This window comes from Nostoc sp. (genome assembly GCF_036917655.1).
Taxonomy (GTDB): domain Bacteria; phylum Cyanobacteriota; class Cyanobacteriia; order Cyanobacteriales; family Nostocaceae; genus Nostoc.
Map to the genome: position 1 here is coordinate 20,243 of NZ_JBALCY010000067.1, position 19,054 is coordinate 39,296.

Consider the following 19,054-nt stretch of genomic DNA (forward strand, 5'->3'; position numbering starts at 1 on the left):
GATTTTAGTGCCGTCCTCTCGTTTAACACACTTTACACTTAATATTTTGTTTATAAATAAGTAAGTGGGCGTGAATAATTAAAGGCTTATAGTAAGAACTTTAGCCCTTACGATAAGCCTTTAATTTATCTTTTTGTATAAAAAAATACAGTAATAGTGATGATTGCCTACTTACTTAGCCTCTAATTCCGCCTAATTATAAACCTCTAAATTAGATTTATTCTTGTCGATGGATACACTAGGTGCAGGTAAATATTTACGTATTATAGCCATCACCTTATCAGTGACTACGGGTTTAGTGAGAAAATCTGTAGAACCGACTACCTTGGCACGAACTCTATCTAAAAAGCCATCATTGCCAGTTAATATAATTATGGGTATGTTGGCAAAGGTAGATATTCGTCGCAACTGAGTGCAAATTTCATAACCACTAGCAACTGGCATAATCAAATCCAAGAAAATCAGGTCTGGTTTCTCCTGAATGAGGGTTGGTAGAGCTTGTACAGCATCTTGAATCTTGACAAACCTCAATCCATTGGAAGTGATAATATCCTCTAGCATTTTACATACCTGAGGGCTATCATCGACGCAAGCCACTAGTGGAGCAGTCCGCTTTTTTAGTTGTGTGGTGGTCAAGTTATTGTTGACTTCAGTAACTGCTAAGGGCAAGTCAGGTACTTCCATCAATTCAATAATTCCTTTAAGGATATAGGGAAGCAACGAACGGGTGAGTGGCATTACACCCTGCTTCATTTTCACGGCTAAATCTCGCAGAGTAAATTTGCCGTTGATTAAATTGACAAAGTTTTTGTAGACAGATGGACTTACCATTTGCTGGAGTATTTCTGGTCGCCGCAGAAATGGTGCCAAGTCTGGAGAAAAATTTGCTAAACCAGCTTCTGACCAAATTTTCCACGAGTCTTGCATGTGCTTTACAGACATTTCTGTACTTGTGAAGCTCATTGGTGCTTCTAAGATAACTTCTTGGCTACGATTGCAACTTATAGAAGCAAAATTTCCTTGCATAGCTACGTCAAATAATAGTTCTGTTATCGTATTATCGACAATAGAGTTAATCTGTTCCCTCTGGATTTTCTGCCTTTTGTACAAGATTTCTAAAAGGTGATAATCCCAGTAATCGATTGATAGGTCTTGCAAACGCACGTGCAACTTATCAACATCAATCTGGGGACAATTTTGAGCTACATGTCTACGCCAGCGCCGGAAGGGATGAGTTCCCCCCGTTGCCCAAACTATGCGTCCCAGCCGATAGTAAAAACTCCATTGGCTGCCCTTTGAACTCTTAATATTTAATTTGCCATTATATTGCAGCTGAGTACAAGTTTGAAATTCATTTACTAGATTATTTGAAATAACTTCCCGGTCGGACATAGTGTGTTCCTTTTGTTAAAAAGCCAACCCTTGAAAAACCTATACTGGCTATATAGTGTTCAGTAGATATGTCAATGAGGGCAAATACATTTGGTATATAGCAATCTAAATCAAGATTATTAAAAGCAAGGAAGATGGGAAGATAGCAAAATTATTGCTAGTAAATAAGTCATCTAACACAGAGTTTATTATTGGCAAACTTTACTTTTTTGCTAATATTTCATCACTCCAGTAGGTTGCTATAGTCCACATCATGATGAATTCAGTATTGATATATTATTTTAAGAATTTTTATAGAGAATTCTATCCGTATAAGTTCTGAATTTTTGTTTGAAAAAGATTAGCAGTCTCTAGATATCTTTGCTTTAGTTATTGAGATTGACAACAAATGTTAAAAAATATTTATTTAAGTTTACTATTCTTAATCATCCCAGCTAAGTCAGCTTTTCTAAGGAATATTATTCTTAAAAAAAGGCGTGCTACTAAGACAAGCAGCAGCCATATTATAGAGTATTTATTGAGGAAAACTTTTTCAAGGTTGCTTGTGGTTTTGATAGCTCACAACAGCTGCTCTGAGATTACTTTGGTGTTCTGAAAGAAGCCGATCGCCCTCGTCTTTTTCCAAACCAGTCCAGTGCATCAATAGCGCTAGCTTAACCCATTTACCACTGCGTTCTAGTAAAAAACCAGCAGTTTCCCGACTTAAACCTGTGAGGTCTTGCAAAATTCGCAAAGCGCGATCGCGTAACTTTTGATTTGTTACCGCCACATCTACCATCCGATTGCCGTAAACTTTGCCCAGCTTGACCATTACCCCAGTGGAAAGGATATTTAAAGCTAACTTCGTGGCTGTACCAGCTTTCAGGCGAGTTGAGCCGGCGATTATTTCTGGGCCTGTCAATAGGCGAATGTCAATATCGGCATCAAAGCTAACTTGTTCAGCTGGAACACAAGCGATAAAAATAGTAGTGGCTCCCCGCTGACGAGCAGCATGAAGCGCACCGTGGACAAAGGGCGTTGTCCCACCAGCGGTAATACCAACTACGACATCTAGCTGGGTAATGTGTCGCACTGCGATCGCAGCCTCGCCATCTTCGATACTATCTTCTAAATCTTCGGAACTGCGTACCAGCGCCCCCGCACCACCAGCAATAATCCCCTGTACCAACTCTGGGGGTGTACAAAAAGTAGGTGGACACTCAGCAGCATCTAACACTCCTAACCGACCACTTGTACCCGCACCGATATAAAATAAGCGTCCGCCGTGGCGCAAACGTTCTGCGGTGCTATCAATTGCTTGTGCCAACTGAATTTTCGCTGCTACAACCGCCTCTACTGCTTTTTGGTCTTCGCTATTAAACAGCTCCACCAATTCCAGAGAACTAAGCTGGTCTAAGTTCAGACTGTTAGGATTTACCATCTCGGTTAAAAGATGTCCGCGTTCCTGCAAATTTGTCATTTATCCTCTGTCATTTGTCCTTTATCCTTAGTCAGTCATTAGTCATTAGCAACTGACTAATGACTAATGACTAATTACAACAATCCTTCCAATTTGCGACGCATCTTCTCTAGTTCAGAATCAGACAATTCTGGTTCTTCTAGTGGCTGTTGATTGAGAGGGAAGGTGTCTTCAACAGTATCCTCCTTCTGGGCATCTACTTGCCAGTCAGTTTGTTCTACGTTCAGTTCTGGGGGAGTGACAACTAAATTGCTGTTTTCTGGGATGATTTCCCATTCATATCCAGCACTTTCGCAAAATTCCTTAATTTCCTCAGCATCCATCGGCTCTGGTGTAGGTGAGGGGAAATCCTGAGCTTCCAACATCAGGGCAAAGCGCGTCGCGTCGTCTTCTGACTCGAACATCAGAATTTTATTGCGTAGCTTGCCGCCTTCGGCATCGCCCTCCCGAATCGTGTGAATCCCCTCATTTTCCGTTCGAGCATTAAAAATTAACACAAAAACACGCATTGGTGTAATCATCTGTCTTTTTTAAGGTCTATTCATATTAAAGTTCTACGTTGTGCCTCAAGGAAAGTCACAGGAACAATTGTCACTCTATTTAGATCAGATTTTCCTGAAAACGCCAATATTATTAAGCATAAGTATTGGATCAACCAAATACCGTAACTCAACCAATGAGGTCTTAGGTTTAGTTGGCGTATCCTGGAAATGGCATACTGAATCAATGTGTCAGTTAATGCTTGTGTGTGCCAGCGACATCCGGCAATTAATACAGTGAAAGCAAATGACTAAATCTCCCAATCAAGATATTCACTCCCCGTCCCCTATCCGCAACAAGCGTCTGTGGTTGCTGGTGTTGAGTCGGGGTAGCATTACCTTGGGCGGACTTTTACTGTTAGGAGTTGTCGTTGGTATTTGGCGGTTGTGGACTTTTGTCCAAACAGAGTTAACACCTTTGGCACAACAAAGTCTCACGACTACACTCAACCGTCCGGTACAACTGGGAAGAGTCACACAATTTTCGTTGATGGGAGTGCAGTTTGGGGCTTCAGCTATCCCTGCGACACCCACAGATCCAGATCAGGCTAAAGTCGAATCTGTGGAGGTAGGTTTTGACCTGTTACAACTAGTCTTTAACCGCCACTTAAAGTTAGATGTTACCTTAGTCAACCCAGATATTTACATTGAACAGGATAAGCAAGGGCGCTGGGTTTCTACTAATATCGCATCGTCAGGTGAAGGCGGTGCCATTAAAACCGATTTGGACTACCTGCGGTTTCGCAATGCCAAGCTGGCGTTGATGCCGCAGAAGAGAGCAGGGGAGGCAGGGGGAGCAGGGGGAGCAGGGGGAGGAATATCTTCCGCGTCTGCCTTATCTCCTGTGGGATTTTCTCAACTGAATGGATCTGCCCAACTTTTAGCCAACAACCAGTTAATCAGGTTTGAAGTGGGGGGGCAAGCAGACAGTGGTGGCAATATTTCTATTAAAGGAGAGACACGTTCCAAGATCCTAGCAGGCGACTTTCAGTTGCGATCGCAAGACTTGCAGGCTGCGGATATTACGCGGTTGATTAAGTTACCAGTGAACTTACAGGCGGGTCGAGCCAATGGCGACTTGTTAGTTCGGTTAATCCCAGGACAGCAGACTTTATTGTTTGGCAGTGCTGCTGTGCAAGGGGTAACACTTCAAATACCCAAAGTCCCGCAACTGTTGAGCAATACCCAAGGCGACCTCCGCTTCCAGGGAACGGAGTTGCAGTTAAAGAATGTTACTACCAACTACGGCAAAATTCCCCTAGTGGCTACGGGAATCATCGACACTAAAGCAGGCTTTAAGTTGGCAGGGCGTGTAAATGCGGTGAGTTTGGCTAATGCCCAAGAGACTCTCAAGGTAAAACTACCTGTGCCGATCGCTGGACAAGTACAAGCTTCTTTGCAGATTACCGGATCAACTAAAGAGCCAATTCTCTCAGGTACAGTTGCCACAATCCAAACTGCCCGGATTGATAAAGTTGATTTTAATAGCATTAGTAGTAAGTTTGAGCTTGTTACTAGTTCCTCTTTAATTACCCTGAAAGATATTCAAGGTAAAGCGAAAGTTGGTGGTGAAATTACGGGTGCTGGTACAATTCAACTCGGTAAAAGCCCTCGACTGGATTTAAATTTCGCTGCCAAGAATGTTCCAGGGGATGCGATCGCAAAAGTTTATGAAACAACACCCTCGTTCCAAATCGGCAATGTTTCTGGTACAGCCCAACTAACAGGCGCTCCTACCAATGTCCAAACTGTGGTACAATTCCAAGCTCCTAACGGAACTTACCCCGGAACTGGCGAAGTTGCAATCGCTCCAAATCGCAACGTCTCTTTCCGTAATGTGGCTCTGAATGTAAATAGTGGTACAGTCCGGGCAACTGGTAGTTACGCCAATCAGCATTGGCAAGCTGTGGCTGTTGCCTCTGGAGTGAAGTTGGAACCATTTGTAAACAAAAGTCAACTGCAAAATCTCTCTTTGGCGGGGGTAGAGTACAATGGTCGTCTCATTCTCTCAGGTAGCACAGCACCATTTAAAATTGCCACGATTCGCACTGATGGCGGAGGAGTTCAAATTGGTGGCGGCACAGTTGCAGTTTCTAATGTCCAACTGCAAGACCAAGGCTTTTCTGCTCAACTTGTAGCTAATGGTGTGCGGTTGGGACAAATATTGAAACAGTCTCCCCCAGCTTTAAATAATCCATTGGCGGGTACGTTCCAAATCGCAGGCAACAGAGATAATTTCAGCCTGAAAACCCTGCGTGGCAGTGGTGAAGGCCGTCTTGCTATTGGCGGTGGTACGGTTACAGCTAAAAATATTCAAGTGGCTGATGGTGTCTATCAGGCGCAAGTTCAGGCTAAGAATGTGCCCGTGCGGCAATTGGCAACAGTACCAAAGCAGTTCCAAGGAGCGTTAAATGGTCAGTTCGATGTAGCGGGTTCTGTTGATTCTTTTAAACTGCAAACTATTCAAGCCAGTGGTCAGGCGCGGGTAAATGTTGCGGGTGGGACTATTACAGCCTCTAATATCCAACTTGCTAATGGTGTGTATCAGGCGCAAGTTCAGGCAAATAATGTACCATTGCGGCAGTTGGCAGCAGTTCCACCGCAGTTCCAGGGAGCGTTAACTGGTCAAGTAAATGTGGCAGGTTCTGTTGAGTCCTTGCAACCGCAAACTATCCAAGCCAGTGGTCAAGCGCGGGTGGATGTTGCAGGTGGGACTATTACAGCCTCTAATATCCAAGTAGCTAATGGTCTATACCAGGCGCAAGTTCAGGCAAATAATGTACCGTTGCAGCAGTTGGCAGCAGTACCACCGCAGTTACGAGGAGTATTAACTGGTCAAGCAAACGTGGCGGGTTCTGTTGAGTCCTTCCAACCGCAAACTATCCAAGCCAGTGGTCAGGGACGGCTGGATGTTGCAGGTGGAACGATCGCAGCCTCTAATATCCAAGTAGCTAATGGTCGCTATCAAGCTGTAGTTAATGCTTCTGGTGTAGAATTAAATCGCTTCAATCAGCAATTACAGGGTCAATTTGGCGGTCAGTTGCAATTAGCTGGCACGCTAGGATCATCCAAATTAGCTGATGTGCGTGCTGCTGGACAGGTGCAATTATCCCAAGGTATCCCTGGTCTTGAGCGACCTCTGACGGCTGCGATCGCTTGGAGTGGTGAAAGGCTTACCATTGAGCGAGCAACTGCTCCCGGTTTAAGTGTGACTGGTAACATATTAGCCAATGCTAAAAAAGCAGGTATACCGGAAATTACTGCCCTAAATCTCAACGTCCAAGCCCAGGATTACAACTTAAAACAGTTACCTATAAATCTTCCTAATCAGGTTGCTGTGGCGGGGAGAGTAGATTTTAATGGGCAAATAACTGGCAAGCTGCCCTTGCCAAATGTGGTAGGGCAAATTAATTTACGAGACTTGGTTGTTCAAGATATTGCTTTTGAGCCGTTGTTAACTGGAAACATCGATTCAGCACAGGGACGTGGTTTAAATTTGAACTTGGCAGGAAATAGCGTAGACCCGAAGGGGCTTCTCGCCAGAGATCGCTTGGCGTTCAATTTAGATGCCAATAATCGCCCTAAATCCTTCTTAGTCAAATGGCAGCAAGCATCAGCCACAGGTAATGTTCAAGGGAATGATTGGGCGCTCAAAGTCGCAAATTTCCCCTTACAAATATTGAATTTGACTCCGCCAGCAATTACTCGCCTGGGTACTGGTAAGATAACTGGGTTATTAACTGGGGATTTGCTGTTTAATCAGCAGACATTGGCAGCAACAGGGAATTTAGCGATCGCTAATCCGCAAATTGGCCGGCTTAAAGGCGATCGAATAGCTGCTCAATTCCGCTACGGTAACGGTAAAGCTACATTCACCAGTAGTGAATTTGTTAAAGGCAAAAGTAGTTACGCCCTTGTCGGTACTTTTGCTCAAACCCCTAAAGGCCCTCAACTAGAAGGTAAACTGAACGTCAGCCAGGGAGAGATCCAAGATGTTTTAGCTGTAGCACAGGTATTTGATTTACAAAATTTGCCGGGTGGTTCACCAGAAATCTACGGCACAGCAGCGGATCTAACCACCAGCCCCCAAGGAGCGCCAAATCAACCCTTATTAACCCAAATCCAACGGTTTTCTGAAATTGAAACCCTGGTAGCAGAACAGGAAGAACAGCGACTTAATTCCACTCCAATACCGGATTTGGCAGACTTAAAGGGGACTTTCAACGGGGAAGTGGCTGTAAATACAGCTACAGCCAATGGATTGTCAGTGGATTTTAATTTGAATGGACAAAACTTTGCCTGGGGTAAAAAGGAAGAACGAAATCGTTTTTATACTGCCGACAAAGTGATTGCCGAAGGTAACTTTGAGAATGGTGTTTTGAGTTTGCGACCTTTACGAATCGAGTCTCAGAACAGGCTGATTGCCTTCACGGGTAACGTTGGCGGTGATGAACAATCTGGTCAGTTGCGGGTGAATAATTTTCCGGTACAAGTACTGAATAATTTTGTCAAACTGCCAGTTGGAATCACAGGTAATGTTAACGCTACAGCAGCTTTAGCAGGCAGCATTGCTAATCCCCAAGCTAGAGGGGAATTGCAAATCACAGAAGGAAAACTAAATAACAACCAAATAAAGTCAGCAACAGCAAGTTTCAGCTATACCAACGGACGCTTAGACTTTGGTAGTACTGTAGCAGTCGCTGGGCCAAAACCTGTTGATATTACTGGCAGCATCCCTTATAAATTACCTTTTGCTTCCGTGGCACCAGACAGCGATCAAATCAGTTTGGATATGAAGTTGGAAAACGAGGGATTGGCACTGTTAAACGCATTGACTAATCAAGTGGTATTTGAGAAAGGTGAAGGAGAAGTAGACCTCAAGGTACGCGGAACGTTGCAAAAACCCGAAGTAAATGGAATTGCCACTATCAATAATGCTACTTTTTCAGCCCAGGCATTGCCAGGTAAGCTGAGACATGTCACAGGTAGAGTCCTGTTTAATTTTGACAGCATCTTAGTAGAGAATCTTCAGGGTAGATTTAGCCGTGGGAAGGTAGAAGCTGCTGGAGAAATTCCCATTTTCAACAATGAGAATGTAACTATCAAAAATCCCCTGACTGTTAATCTCGATCAGCTAGTGTTGAATCTCAAGGGACTTTACCAGGGAGGTGCTAGCGGCAACTTGCAGATTACTGGTTCTGCCCTCAACCCCATAATTGGCGGTAAAGTAAGTTTATTTGATGGTCAGGTATTGCTGGCAGAATCTACCGACGCGACTTCATCTGCAAATAGTAGTCTCGGTGTATCACCCACAAAAGCCGATAAGCAGAGTAAACCTGAAATTGGGAATGGAATAGAAAATGCGTTGGCTCAACCCTTGCCGTCAGGCATCGCTAGATTTAATAATCTAGATTTAGAACTCGGTAAAAATGTCCAAATTACCCGTCCACCTATTCTCAGTTTCCGCGCAACTGGTAATCTCATAGTTAACGGCTTAATCAATCAGCCCGTACCCGATGGCACTATCCGCTTAGAGAAAGGTGGCGTGAATTTATTTACTACCCAATTTAACCTTGCTTCTGGCTATACACACACCGCAACTTTTAGTCCCTCCCAACCCCGCGACCCCAACTTAGATATTCGGCTATTTGCCAAGGTACTAGATGTAACTCAAAGTAATGACTTCAGTCGGGTAAATACCACAGGTTTATCAGCCTTAGAGAGTGTTCGAGTCGAAGCTACTATCAACGGTCTTGCCAGCAAACTAAATGAAAATCTAGAACTAACAAGCAGTCCGTCACGTAGTCAAACCGAAATTGTTGCTCTTTTAGGAGGTGGATTTGTAGACACCCAAGGACGGGGCGACAGTACTTTGGGTTTAATTAACATCGCAGGCTCGGCTGTGTTTAACAATTTTCAGTCAGCTTTTAACCAGATTGGGAGTACTTTTGGCCTAAGTGAACTGCGAATATTTCCTACCGTTATTTCTGAGAATCCCGAAGCGGGAAGGAGCAGTTCAACTTTGGAATTAGCAGCCGAGGCTGGGATTGATATTTCTACCAAAATCTCCGTTTCCAGCATCAAGATTTTGACAACAAATGACCCCTTCCAATGGGGTGTTAATTACCGGATAAACAATGAATTTCGTGTGCGTGCTTCCACTAATTTAACTGATGACAGTCGTGCAGTAGTGGAGTATCAAACGCGGTTTTAAACAAAAAAGAGAAAATTTCTGTTATTATTCGCCAGTAAATATCATCATCGCGCTGAAACTGGACCTCAACAAAATAGATTGTATCTTCTGGAAAGTCAGGTTTATGTGGGATAAGTTCATAAATATCAGATTGTGATATTATCTCCCCCCTGCTGATTAATAACTAATCGCAAAATCGATAAACCTAAAATTATCAAAAATAGCACTAAACCAATTGTGCAAGCATAGCTAATTTCCAAATTGTTGAAGGCTTGCTCATATAGATAATAAACAATCGTTTTCGAGCTACTGAGTGGGCCCCCTTGAGTCATAATGTATACTTCTTCAAAGACTTTGGTCGCAGAAATAGCCGAAATCACAGCCACTAGTGCTAAATACGGCTTCATCAAAGGTATGGTAATATCCCAATGTTTGCTAATACCATCAGAGCCATCGATCGCAGCGGCTTCGTACACATCAGCAGGAATTGATTGTAAACCAGCTAAATAAATTACCATGTAGTAGCCTAGTCCCTTCCAGACAGTGACAGCCATCACGCTGGCAAGAGAAATTGGTACAATGCCAAAAATTTTTGCTGGGCTGGTTAGCCAAGGAATACCTTCTGGGAAAAGGCCCAAAGCTTTCAGGAATTGATTCAGTAATCCGTTTTCTGCATACAGCCATTTCCAAGCTATTCCCGCAACCACCATTGAAATTACTACTGGAGTGTAGTACGCTGCTCTAAACCAATTCATCCCCCGCAGTTTCTGATTTACCAAAATTGCCAGCACTAAGGGAGCAATTACTAAAATTGGTACTACACCCACAAGATATAGAAAAGTGTTTTCCAAGGTTTTCCAAAAAACTGCATCTTTCCAAAGCTTGAGGAAGTTGGCGAAACCTATCCATTGTGGCGGCTGCGCTATATCTTCATAGCTAGTAAAGCTGAGGTAAAACGCTTGCAGTGCAGGCAAAAAGACAGTTAACCCTAAAAGAACTAAGGCGGGTAGTAAAAATAAATAAGGGGTAAGCCGCTGTTTGATGAATATCCAATTTTTAGGTATCAATTGATTCATATAAGGTCTAATAGTTGTTTTCACTTTGTCAGCAAGAATTTGGGGATGTGAGTAGATTTAAGCTTCAATATTCTAAAGGCATATATTTGCGTAGCGCTTCGCGCTTGCCGTTGGCATCGCTAATTAATAACTCAGAGATAAAATTCGATGGAAACTCAACACAACCCGCCAATTGAACATCAAAATGTCCCCATAAACCACCGTGGACTACATGAATTTTTGTATAGTTCTGACGACGAACACACCGCCATTGAGGTGAGTATAACCCCTGAACTGGCAAACAATGGTACTGAAATCATTAACCTTGAGGCTTGGAGTGCGGCTACTCAGAACGCTAAAATTGCAGGTGTTTACTCAGTATTAGACGCAGAACGCCGCACGCAGTACATTGGCTATTCTCGGAATGTGTTGCTTTCCCTAAACGGCCATGTCAGCCAAAATGGTCAGCAAAAGTGTGCTTTTGTGCGCGTGCAAGCATTCAAGTTCCCGAAGCGTCAAGAAATGGAAGATTTGCGAGATGCGTGGATAGCAGAACTCGAAAGCACACCACCTGGTAATGCAACCGATCGCGAAATGTGGGCTAGCACGGTAGGGGAAGCTGCGAAGGCGGTAATGTCAGAGGCGGAACGTCAAGCCTACGAGGAGAAAAAGCTAAAACTGCGGAAAGCAATGGCTGACACAACCCTCTCTAAAGAGTCAGAAACAATAGATGCGAGTATAGCCGAACGTCAGCGTCAACTTGAAGCTGCTGTGAAAAACGATGACTGGAGTGTAATTATCGACGAACAGACACAGCAAACCAAGTTTTAGGTGTCAATTAAATTAGTTGTTTATATTGACAAAGTAATGCTTATGCGATAGGGGCGTACAGATGTGTGCCCCTATCGCGTATTCTATCCAAAAGAGAACCGCTATGAAGGGGGTTTAAACTTGGTGAAGTACACAACCTAACCCTCAAAGCTATATATCAAGACTGTTGTACTTCTTAATTCTGAATTCTGACGCCTTGGCGGAGCTTTTCTTGCTCCGCTCCTGAATTCTGTTGTAAATTATTACTTTTTCCGCAATGCCCTATTTAGGCAGGACTTACGCAAAAAAGTTCTGAAGTAGCGGTAATTCATGAATTACCGCTACGACAAATCAGGTTTTTGAGACAATTTTGCGTAAGTCCTATTAGGATTGCTATATATCTTCAATCTTATTACAGTCATTTGTTACAACTATTCCAAAGTAGAACTAGCCCTTTCAAGATGACTCGTAAAATCTCTTATTTTGTCTCAGCGTTCTCTGTGCCTGGAGCGGTTTAAAAGTAAATGCGAGAAATCCATCAAAGCACTCCAAGCCGAAATTGCTGCATTGCGGAAAGAGATCCAAGCCCGTCCATAGCCGAATGGTAGGTTGAATTTGGTAACGATTTATATCGTAATGAATCAATTCAATCAAGAAATCAAGCCATAGCCCCTCAGAATACTTAACAAGGAGAGTTATCTGAAACCTTGTCCAACAACATTGGTATAAAATTTATCCGTTCATAACTTTTCAAATAGCCTCTGAGGAGATTTAACATGAACAGCCTCTTCTTTTTACCTGTTACTTTATTGTTAGGAATTTTGCTAGGAAATCTCTACTTTCGTGGCTTGTGGAGAACGGTACAGAAATTATCTACAACCCAAAACCCAATTCTATTAACGTTAGGCAGCTTTTTTGGGCGGTTAGCGATCGCGATCGCCGGATTTGCTTTCGTGCTAGCGATCGCCCAAGAGAACGCACTTTGGCATCTGCTCGTTTGCTTAGGCGCGTTTATTTGGGTACGCAATCGCATTATTGAAACTCACATTCTCCACTTCAAAATGTCATACTTTAATACTTCAACAAATCTTACAAAAAACTGACCACATTATTAAACATTAACAGTGATATTTTATAGGGTCAATCAATTTTGGATTGAGGAAAAGCCTCTAACAGGATTAATCTAAAATCTAAAATTGGCAAGATCAAGGAGATTCAATGCAGATTAGTCCAGATGAGATCGTGTTTTGGAATTGGGGATTGGTGACGATCAATGCCACTTTGTTATTTACATGGATGATCATGCTACTTTTGGGCATTGGTGCTTGGTTGGTGACGCGCAAACTCTCGACTGACACGCAGCTATCCCACTGGCAAAACCTGCTGGAAGTCTTAGTTGTCAATTTACGCGATCAAATTCAGCAAACCAGTGGACAAAATCCCGATCGCTATTTGCCCTTTGTCGGCACCCTGTTTGTTTTTATTGCCACCTCTAATTTATTAGCGATCGTTCCTGGTTATCACCCGCCCACTGCCTCACTGTCTACCACTGCCGCCCTAGCGATATGTGTATTTTTTTCCGTTCCTGTTTTTGGTATCAGTGAGGAAGGAATCTGGAAATACCTCCACCACTACATAGAGCCAATTCCTATCCTATTTCCCTTTTATATAATCAGCGAACTCTCACGGACTTTAGCTTTAGCAGTGCGTTTGTTTGGGAATGTGATGAGTGACGGCATGATTGGGGCGATTTTAATATCGATCGCACCATTCTTCTTTCCAGCGATTATGCAGGCTTTAGGCTTGTTGACAGGTTTAATTCAGGCATATATTTTCGCGGTTTTAGCAGTTGTTTATATTGGTTCTGCGAGTAATGAAGACTATGGCTCAAAATGAATCGCTATCACTTGTACTTGGAATTATTGGCACTGTGTCAATCTTCACGGCGGGTTTGACGATGGCCGTCGGCTCGATCGGCCCAGCCCTTGGCGAAGGTAAATCCGTTGCCCAGGCACTCAGTTCCATCGCTCAACAACCCGACGCAGCAAATACAATTACCCGTACCTTATTTGTGGGATTAGCATTTATCGAATCCGTGGCAATTTATTGCTTTGTGATCGCGCTCATTCTCCTGTTTGCCAATCCATTCTGGAAATATGTGATCGGTGCGATCGCTAAAGCAGGAGCCTAATGAAGTGGAGATTAACTGGTTTACCTTCGGGGCGCAAATTCTCAACTTTTTTGTGTTGATATTTGTGCTGCAACGCTTTTTATATAAACCGATTACCAAGGCAATGGCACGCCGCGAGAAGACAATTTCCGATCGCTTGTCGTCGGCATCTGAACAAAAAGAAGAAGCAGAACAGGAGGTTAAGCATTATCAGGAAATACAACAGCAATTCACAGACGAAAAGGCAGAATTGCTGACTCAAGCAAAATCAGAAGTGGAGGAAACCCGCCAACGCTTGTTGAAAGAAATGCATGAGTCGGTGGCGAAGGAGCGATCGCAATGGCAAAGCAATTTGCAACGTCAGAAAGACTCTTTTTTGCACGAAGTAGGCGATCGCACGATGGAACAATTACAGGCAACAGTGCGGCGGGTGTTGACAGACTTGGCACAGTCGGAGTTAGAAACGCAGATTGCCAGGGTGTTTTTGCAGAAATTACGCGATTTGACTGAAACAGAACGTGCCGAACTGGTGACGACTTTAACTGCTTCGACAAAAGACAGCATTCCGTTGACGGTGGTTAGTACGTTCACGCTACCGACGGATATTTGTGCAGCGATCGCTACGGTTTTGCAAGACTATTTTAACGCGGGAGGTTCAGAAAAAATCGAACCGATCTATGAAATTGAATCTAGTTTGATTTGTGGGATCGAACTGCGCGGCACAGGTTATAAGCTGGCGTGGAGTATGGATGCTTACTTAGATACAATCACCGAAAATTTAGTTACGGTTTTTGCAGCAGAAGCTGAAACAAATCAGAACTCACCGAATTTTAGATTTTAAATTTTGGATAATGGAATTGTTGGCGGAGCCTCTCGTAGAGAAGATTCAAACATCTTAAATTTAAAAAGGTCTGTTCGCGCAGCGTCTCGTAGAGAAGCCCCTGAATAAATTCGGGGAATAAATCTAAAATCCAAAATCACTTTATAAGCCCCTGACCGAATTTTAGATTTTAAATTTTGGATAATGGAATTGTTGGCGGAGCCTCTCGTAGAGAAGATTCAAAATCCAAAATTTAGAAAGGTTTGAGAGCAAGCGAATTTAAACGCGAGAATAAATCTAAAATCCAAAATCCAAAATTGATTGACAGGAGGGATGATGTGAAGCAGGAAGAAACTTTACAGACAGTTTTGCAAGATAGTTTTGCACTGTATACTCAAGTTCTCGATCAGCATGAAGCAAAATTGCGATCGCAGGAAATCGGAATTGTGCAATCGATTGGGCAAGGAATTGCCAAAATCGCCGGTTTACCGAATGTGCAATCAGAGGAAATTGTCCGTTTTACTGGCGGTAGTCTGGGGTTGGTGTTTAACCTCGATCCCGATGAAGTTGGAGTAGTTTTGCTTGATTCTAGTGAGCAACTCCAGTCAGGTACAGAAGTGCGGCGCACTGGCAAAGTACTTGATGTCCCTGTGGGCGACGCGCTGCTAGGAAGAGTGATCGATCCCCTCGGTCGCCCCCTCGACGGTAAAGGCGTGATGCGAACTTCCCAACGTCGGCCCGCCGAACGCAATGCCCCTAGTATCATGGATCGTGCGCCCGTGAATGTGCCTTTGCAAACTGGAATTAAAGCGATCGATGCCCTGATTCCCATTGGACGTGGACAGAGGGAATTGATTTTAGGCGATCGCCAAACGGGTAAAAGCGGTCTTGCCCTGGATACGATCATCAATCAAAAAGGCAAAAATATTCTCTGTATCTATTGCGCGATCGGACAGCGTAGTGCGGCTGTTGCCAAGGTAATTGCCGACCTCAATGAACAGGGCGCAATGGCATACACAACCGTCGTCATGGCAGCAGCAGAAAAGCCACCGGGCTTACAGTATGTCGCACCTTATGCCGCTACTGCGATGGCAGAATATTTTACAGATCAAGGGCGCGATGTCCTAATCGTTTACGATGACCTCACCAATCATGCCCGCACCTATCGAGAAATTTCTCTGTTAATGCGCCGTCCACCTGGACGCGAAGCCTATCCAGGGGATATTTTTTATATTCACTCGCGCTTACTCGAACGCTCTATACATTTAAATGCAAAACGAGGTGGTGGTTCCTTAACTGCGCTGCCGATTGTCGAAACAGAGGCACAAAACATTGCCGCATATATCCCGACTAATCTAATTTCGATTACCGATGGACAGATTTATCTTTCACCAATCCTCTTTCAAAAGGGAGTATTGCCGGCGATCGATATCGGAAAGTCGGTTTCGCGGGTGGGTGGCAAAACCCAACTCCCGGCATATCGCACTGTTTCAGGAGATTTACGTCTTTCCTATTCTCAATTTGAAGAACTAGAGGCTTTCTCTCGCTTTGGTACGCGCTTAGAAGAATCGACTCGCCTCTCTTTAGAACGCGGGCGACGGGTGCGTGAGATTCTCAAACAAAAGCAATATGCGCCGATGTCAGCTGCTGTGCAAATAGCTGTGATGCTTTCGGTGACGGCAGCCTTGCTCGATTCCGTCCCGATCGCTGAAATTGCCATTGCAGAGGTTGCGATCGCTGAAGCAATATCCACCGAGTTAGCCGATCTTTGCCTGCAAATCGAAAGCGGAGCCGTATTGAGTGATGCCGATCGCGATGCCTTATTAAAGGTTGCCAAAACTGCGATCGCAACCATTGTAAAGGATACAAACGATACAAAAGAGCCGAAGGATATGAAGGAGTAGCCATGTCATCCATTGAGCTTCTGCAACGCCAAATCCACACTGCCCAAGAGCTGCAAGCCGTGGTGAAAATGATGAAAGTATTAGCGGCGTTAAACATCCACCAATACGAACAGGCGGTTGCCTCCCTCGCTGAGTATAATCGGACAATCGAAATGGGTTTGCACGTAGTATTGAAGGCAGCACATACACATGATGCTTCCCTGCAACATGATAACGGCGATGGCTTCAAAACTTACTCACAATCCCTTTCGAGCGACCTTGGCCGTTACGGCGTAATTATCTTTGGCTCAGAGCAAGGGATGTGCGGTCAATTCAACGAGCAGATTAGCCACTATGCGATCGCTGAATTAGAGAAATTGCAGCTCTCACCCGAACATCTGGCGATTTTTGCCGTCGGATCGAGACTGATTTCCCATTTAGAAACCGCAGGCTATGGAATTGAGCAAACTTTCGCCATGCCAGGTTCCCTAACTGGGATCACATCAATGGTTCAAGAAATCTTGCTGCACATTGCCAGATGGCGCGATAGTCAGCAAATTGTCCAAATTATCTTATTTTACAACCACTTACATTCTAATACGTTATGGGAGCCATACAAGCTGCAACTGTTGCCACTTGATAGCCAATGGCTACAACATATAGAAAGCCTTGAATGGCGATCGCGAACTCTACCAATTTTTACGATGCCGAGCGATGTTTTGGTTGCATCTCTATTACGACAATATTTCTTTATTTTGCTCTATCGGGCTTTTGGTGAGTCCCTCGCAGGTGAAAATGCTAGCCGTCTCGCTTCTATGCAAGTTGCCGAAAAAAACATTGAAGAGAGGCTGACAGAATTTACTAGTCAATTTCAGCAAAAACGTCAAACTGCAATTACAGATGAATTACTAGAAATTATTTCAGCTTTTGAATTAAGCCATTAGAGGATTGTTTATTTCAATCTAGAGAAATACTAATACTAACTGATTCAAGTCAAGCGAGGCTACAATGGCGAATACATAAATTAATCTATCTAGGAGTTAGCAATGAAGTTGCCAGAACCACAAGCAAAAACGTTTTCAACCTTGGTGAGCGAGATTGAAAAGGGACAAATCAAAATTCCACAATTTCAGAGAGATTTCGTTTGGACAATGCAGAAGTCTGCTGGTCTTATTGATAGTATTGTCAAAGGCTATCCAATCGGCACATTTATTCTTTGGAGAACTAAAGAAAGACTTCGGTCAGTCAGAAATATTGGGAACCAAGTACTACCAGATCCCGAAGAAGGTGAGTTTATTGATTATGTCTTAGATGGACAGCAGAGACTAACCAGCCTATTTGCCAGCTTAAGAGGCGTTACGTTAAAAAGAGAAGATGGTAGAGAAGACGATTTCTCAAAAATATTTATTGATCTGGATGCAGAGGAGTCCGAGCAGATTGTTATCACTGACATTGAAGGAAAGAATGAAAAAAGTCTAATTAGTATTCTTATACTGCGGAAGGGGGATTTCATACTTCTAGCGTCATATCCTCAGAAATATCATGAGAAGATTGGAATATATAAGAACAGGATTGAAAGTTATCAATATTCGACAATCCTTGTTAAGGATGCACCTATAGATATTGCCACAGAAATTTTCACGAGAATCAATGTTGGTGGAAAACCATTATCTTTGTTTGAGATTATGGTAGCTAAAACATTTGACCATGAAAAGAACTTTGACTTAACAGAGAAGTTTCAGGAATTGATAGATAATTTAAAACCTTTGGATTATGAAACAATTTCAGATGCTACAGTGCTTCAAGTTGTCTCTATAATTATCTCTAAAGAATGTAAAAGGCAGGTGATTCTACAACTTGATAAGAATGAATTTATTAACGTTTGGCCAAAGGCAATAGATTCCATTGAACGAACGGTAGAATACTTCAGAAATTATTACCGAATTCCAGTTTCACAGCTACTTCCATACAACGCACTAATAATACCCTTTTCATATTTCTTTTTTCATCACAAAGATAAGGCAATTGGGGATAAGCAAAAGTATTTAGAGGACTTTTTTTGGAGATGTTCGTTGTCTGGACGGTATTCATCTGCTGTAGAGAGTAAGTTAGCGCAAGATGTAAAAAGAATTGATAAAATTCTCTATGGAGAGTTGCCAAGTTATGATTGGTCAATTGATACCTCAGAAGAATTTATTAAAAATAATGGATCATTTAGCGCTGCAAGAAGCTACATCAAAGCAATATTGTGCATATATTCATATCATCAGCCAAAATCTTTCAATGACAATTCGATTGTCAATATTAGTAATTATTGGCTAAAACAAGCAAATAGCAAAAACTATCACCACTTTTTCCCAAGGGCATATTTGAAAACAAAGGATTATGGAGTTTTTTACATAAATCACATCTTAAATATCACGATAGTTGATGATTTTCTTAACAAAAGAGAGATAGGAGCGAAAGCACCCTCAAAATATATGGCTAAATTTCAGGAGGTAAATCCCGATCTAAACAATACTATGAAAACCCATTTAATAGAGGATTTGAATACTTTTGGTATATGGGATGACGATTTTGAAAAATTCATTGATGAGCGTGCAAAAGTTGTTAGTCGGGAGCTTTCAAAAAGAGTTATTAAGCAAGAGGTAGATAGGAAGGGACAAGCGAAGTTAGTCGATGATTTTGAAGAAGAGTTAACTACGGTTGAGTAGTTGGCATCGCCAGTAAAGT

Annotated in this window: 14 protein-coding genes; 9 read left to right on the plus strand and 5 right to left on the minus strand. The window is 42.9% G+C overall.

Annotated elements, in window-relative coordinates:
- Positions 1-192 precede the first annotated feature (192 nt).
- The 3 genes from V7K30_RS23670 to V7K30_RS23680 all read right to left on the minus strand — a co-directional run bounded on the left by V7K30_RS23670 (position 193) and on the right by V7K30_RS23680 (position 3,372).
- Positions 193-1,392 (minus strand): response regulator, encoded by a 1,200-nt coding sequence (locus tag V7K30_RS23670; RefSeq protein ID WP_335003450.1) that lies wholly within the window; start codon positions 1,390-1,392, stop codon positions 193-195.
- Between the two features lie 532 nt (positions 1,393-1,924).
- A complete protein-coding gene (murQ, locus tag V7K30_RS23675; RefSeq protein ID WP_335003452.1) occupies positions 1,925-2,851 on the minus strand; it encodes an N-acetylmuramic acid 6-phosphate etherase in 927 nt (308 codons plus the stop codon).
- 74 nt (positions 2,852-2,925) lie between these two features.
- A complete protein-coding gene (locus V7K30_RS23680) occupies positions 2,926-3,372 on the minus strand; it encodes a DUF3110 domain-containing protein (protein ID WP_335003454.1) in 447 nt (148 codons plus the stop codon).
- A 265-nt stretch (positions 3,373-3,637) separates the two neighbouring features.
- Between V7K30_RS23680 and V7K30_RS23685 the strand changes: the two genes are divergently transcribed.
- Complete coding sequence (locus V7K30_RS23685) at positions 3,638-9,604, plus strand: translocation/assembly module TamB domain-containing protein (RefSeq protein ID WP_335003456.1); 5,967 nt, start codon at positions 3,638-3,640, stop codon at positions 9,602-9,604.
- Here the strand turns inward: V7K30_RS23685 and V7K30_RS23690 are convergent.
- Together V7K30_RS23690 and V7K30_RS23695 are read right to left on the minus strand one after the other, a co-directional pair.
- The gene (locus V7K30_RS23690; protein WP_335003648.1) at positions 9,552-9,761 is read right to left on the minus strand and encodes a DUF2887 domain-containing protein; all 210 of its coding nucleotides are present in this window, start codon (positions 9,759-9,761) and stop codon (positions 9,552-9,554) included. The two genes, V7K30_RS23685 and V7K30_RS23690, sit on opposite strands and share 53 nt — an antisense overlap.
- Positions 9,730-10,659 carry a carbohydrate ABC transporter permease gene (locus tag V7K30_RS23695; RefSeq protein WP_335003458.1) on the minus strand — a complete coding sequence of 310 codons (930 nt, stop codon included), beginning with the start codon at positions 10,657-10,659 and terminating at the stop codon, positions 9,730-9,732. The genes V7K30_RS23690 and V7K30_RS23695 overlap by 32 nt, the downstream gene beginning before the upstream one ends.
- Positions 10,660-10,806: 147 nt before the next feature.
- Between V7K30_RS23695 and V7K30_RS23700 the strand changes: the two genes are divergently transcribed.
- The 8 genes from V7K30_RS23700 (at position 10,807) to V7K30_RS23735 (ending at position 19,035) form a co-directional block, all read left to right on the plus strand.
- On the plus strand, positions 10,807-11,469 hold the full coding sequence (locus V7K30_RS23700; RefSeq protein ID WP_335003459.1) for a GIY-YIG nuclease family protein: 663 nt from the start codon (positions 10,807-10,809) through the stop codon (positions 11,467-11,469).
- Positions 11,470-12,224: 755 nt separating this feature from the next.
- Positions 12,225-12,551 carry an ATP synthase subunit I gene (locus tag V7K30_RS23705; RefSeq protein ID WP_335003460.1) on the plus strand — a complete coding sequence of 109 codons (327 nt, stop codon included), beginning with the start codon at positions 12,225-12,227 and terminating at the stop codon, positions 12,549-12,551.
- A gap of 115 nt (positions 12,552-12,666) precedes the next feature.
- On the plus strand, positions 12,667-13,344 hold the full coding sequence (locus V7K30_RS23710) for a F0F1 ATP synthase subunit A (RefSeq protein ID WP_335003462.1): 678 nt from the start codon (positions 12,667-12,669) through the stop codon (positions 13,342-13,344).
- The gene (locus V7K30_RS23715; RefSeq protein WP_335003463.1) at positions 13,331-13,639 is read left to right on the plus strand and encodes a F0F1 ATP synthase subunit C; all 309 of its coding nucleotides are present in this window, start codon (positions 13,331-13,333) and stop codon (positions 13,637-13,639) included. The genes V7K30_RS23710 and V7K30_RS23715 overlap by 14 nt, the downstream gene beginning before the upstream one ends.
- Positions 13,640-13,643: 4 nt before the next feature.
- Positions 13,644-14,459, plus strand: coding sequence for a F0F1 ATP synthase subunit B family protein (locus tag V7K30_RS23720; RefSeq protein WP_335003465.1), 816 nt, complete (start codon positions 13,644-13,646; stop codon positions 14,457-14,459).
- Between the two features lie 317 nt (positions 14,460-14,776).
- A complete protein-coding gene (locus V7K30_RS23725) occupies positions 14,777-16,342 on the plus strand; it encodes an alternate F1F0 ATPase, F1 subunit alpha (protein WP_335003467.1) in 1,566 nt (521 codons plus the stop codon).
- Between the two features lie 2 nt (positions 16,343-16,344).
- Positions 16,345-17,265, plus strand: a complete 921-nt coding sequence (locus tag V7K30_RS23730) for a F0F1 ATP synthase subunit gamma (RefSeq protein ID WP_335003469.1) — start codon at positions 16,345-16,347, stop codon at positions 17,263-17,265.
- A 102-nt stretch (positions 17,266-17,367) separates the two neighbouring features.
- On the plus strand, positions 17,368-19,035 hold the full coding sequence (locus V7K30_RS23735; protein ID WP_335003471.1) for a GmrSD restriction endonuclease domain-containing protein: 1,668 nt from the start codon (positions 17,368-17,370) through the stop codon (positions 19,033-19,035).
- Positions 19,036-19,054 lie beyond the last annotated feature (19 nt).

Excerpts from the sequence above, each read along its gene's own strand:
- V7K30_RS23670 (WP_335003450.1), bottom strand. The coding sequence starts at position 1,392 with ATGTCCGACCGGGAAGTTATTTCAAATAATCTAGTAAATGAATTTCAA.
- murQ (WP_335003452.1), bottom strand. The coding sequence starts at position 2,851 with ATGACAAATTTGCAGGAACGCGGACATCTTTTAACCGAGATGGTAAAT.
- V7K30_RS23680 (WP_335003454.1), bottom strand. The coding sequence starts at position 3,372 with ATGATTACACCAATGCGTGTTTTTGTGTTAATTTTTAATGCTCGAACG.
- V7K30_RS23685 (WP_335003456.1), top strand. The coding sequence starts at position 3,638 with ATGACTAAATCTCCCAATCAAGATATTCACTCCCCGTCCCCTATCCGC.
- V7K30_RS23695 (WP_335003458.1), bottom strand. The coding sequence starts at position 10,659 with ATGAATCAATTGATACCTAAAAATTGGATATTCATCAAACAGCGGCTT.
- V7K30_RS23700 (WP_335003459.1), top strand. The coding sequence starts at position 10,807 with ATGGAAACTCAACACAACCCGCCAATTGAACATCAAAATGTCCCCATA.
- V7K30_RS23705 (WP_335003460.1), top strand. The coding sequence starts at position 12,225 with ATGAACAGCCTCTTCTTTTTACCTGTTACTTTATTGTTAGGAATTTTG.
- V7K30_RS23710 (WP_335003462.1), top strand. The coding sequence starts at position 12,667 with ATGCAGATTAGTCCAGATGAGATCGTGTTTTGGAATTGGGGATTGGTG.
- V7K30_RS23715 (WP_335003463.1), top strand. The coding sequence starts at position 13,331 with ATGGCTCAAAATGAATCGCTATCACTTGTACTTGGAATTATTGGCACT.
- V7K30_RS23730 (WP_335003469.1), top strand. The coding sequence starts at position 16,345 with ATGTCATCCATTGAGCTTCTGCAACGCCAAATCCACACTGCCCAAGAG.
- V7K30_RS23735 (WP_335003471.1), top strand. The coding sequence starts at position 17,368 with ATGAAGTTGCCAGAACCACAAGCAAAAACGTTTTCAACCTTGGTGAGC.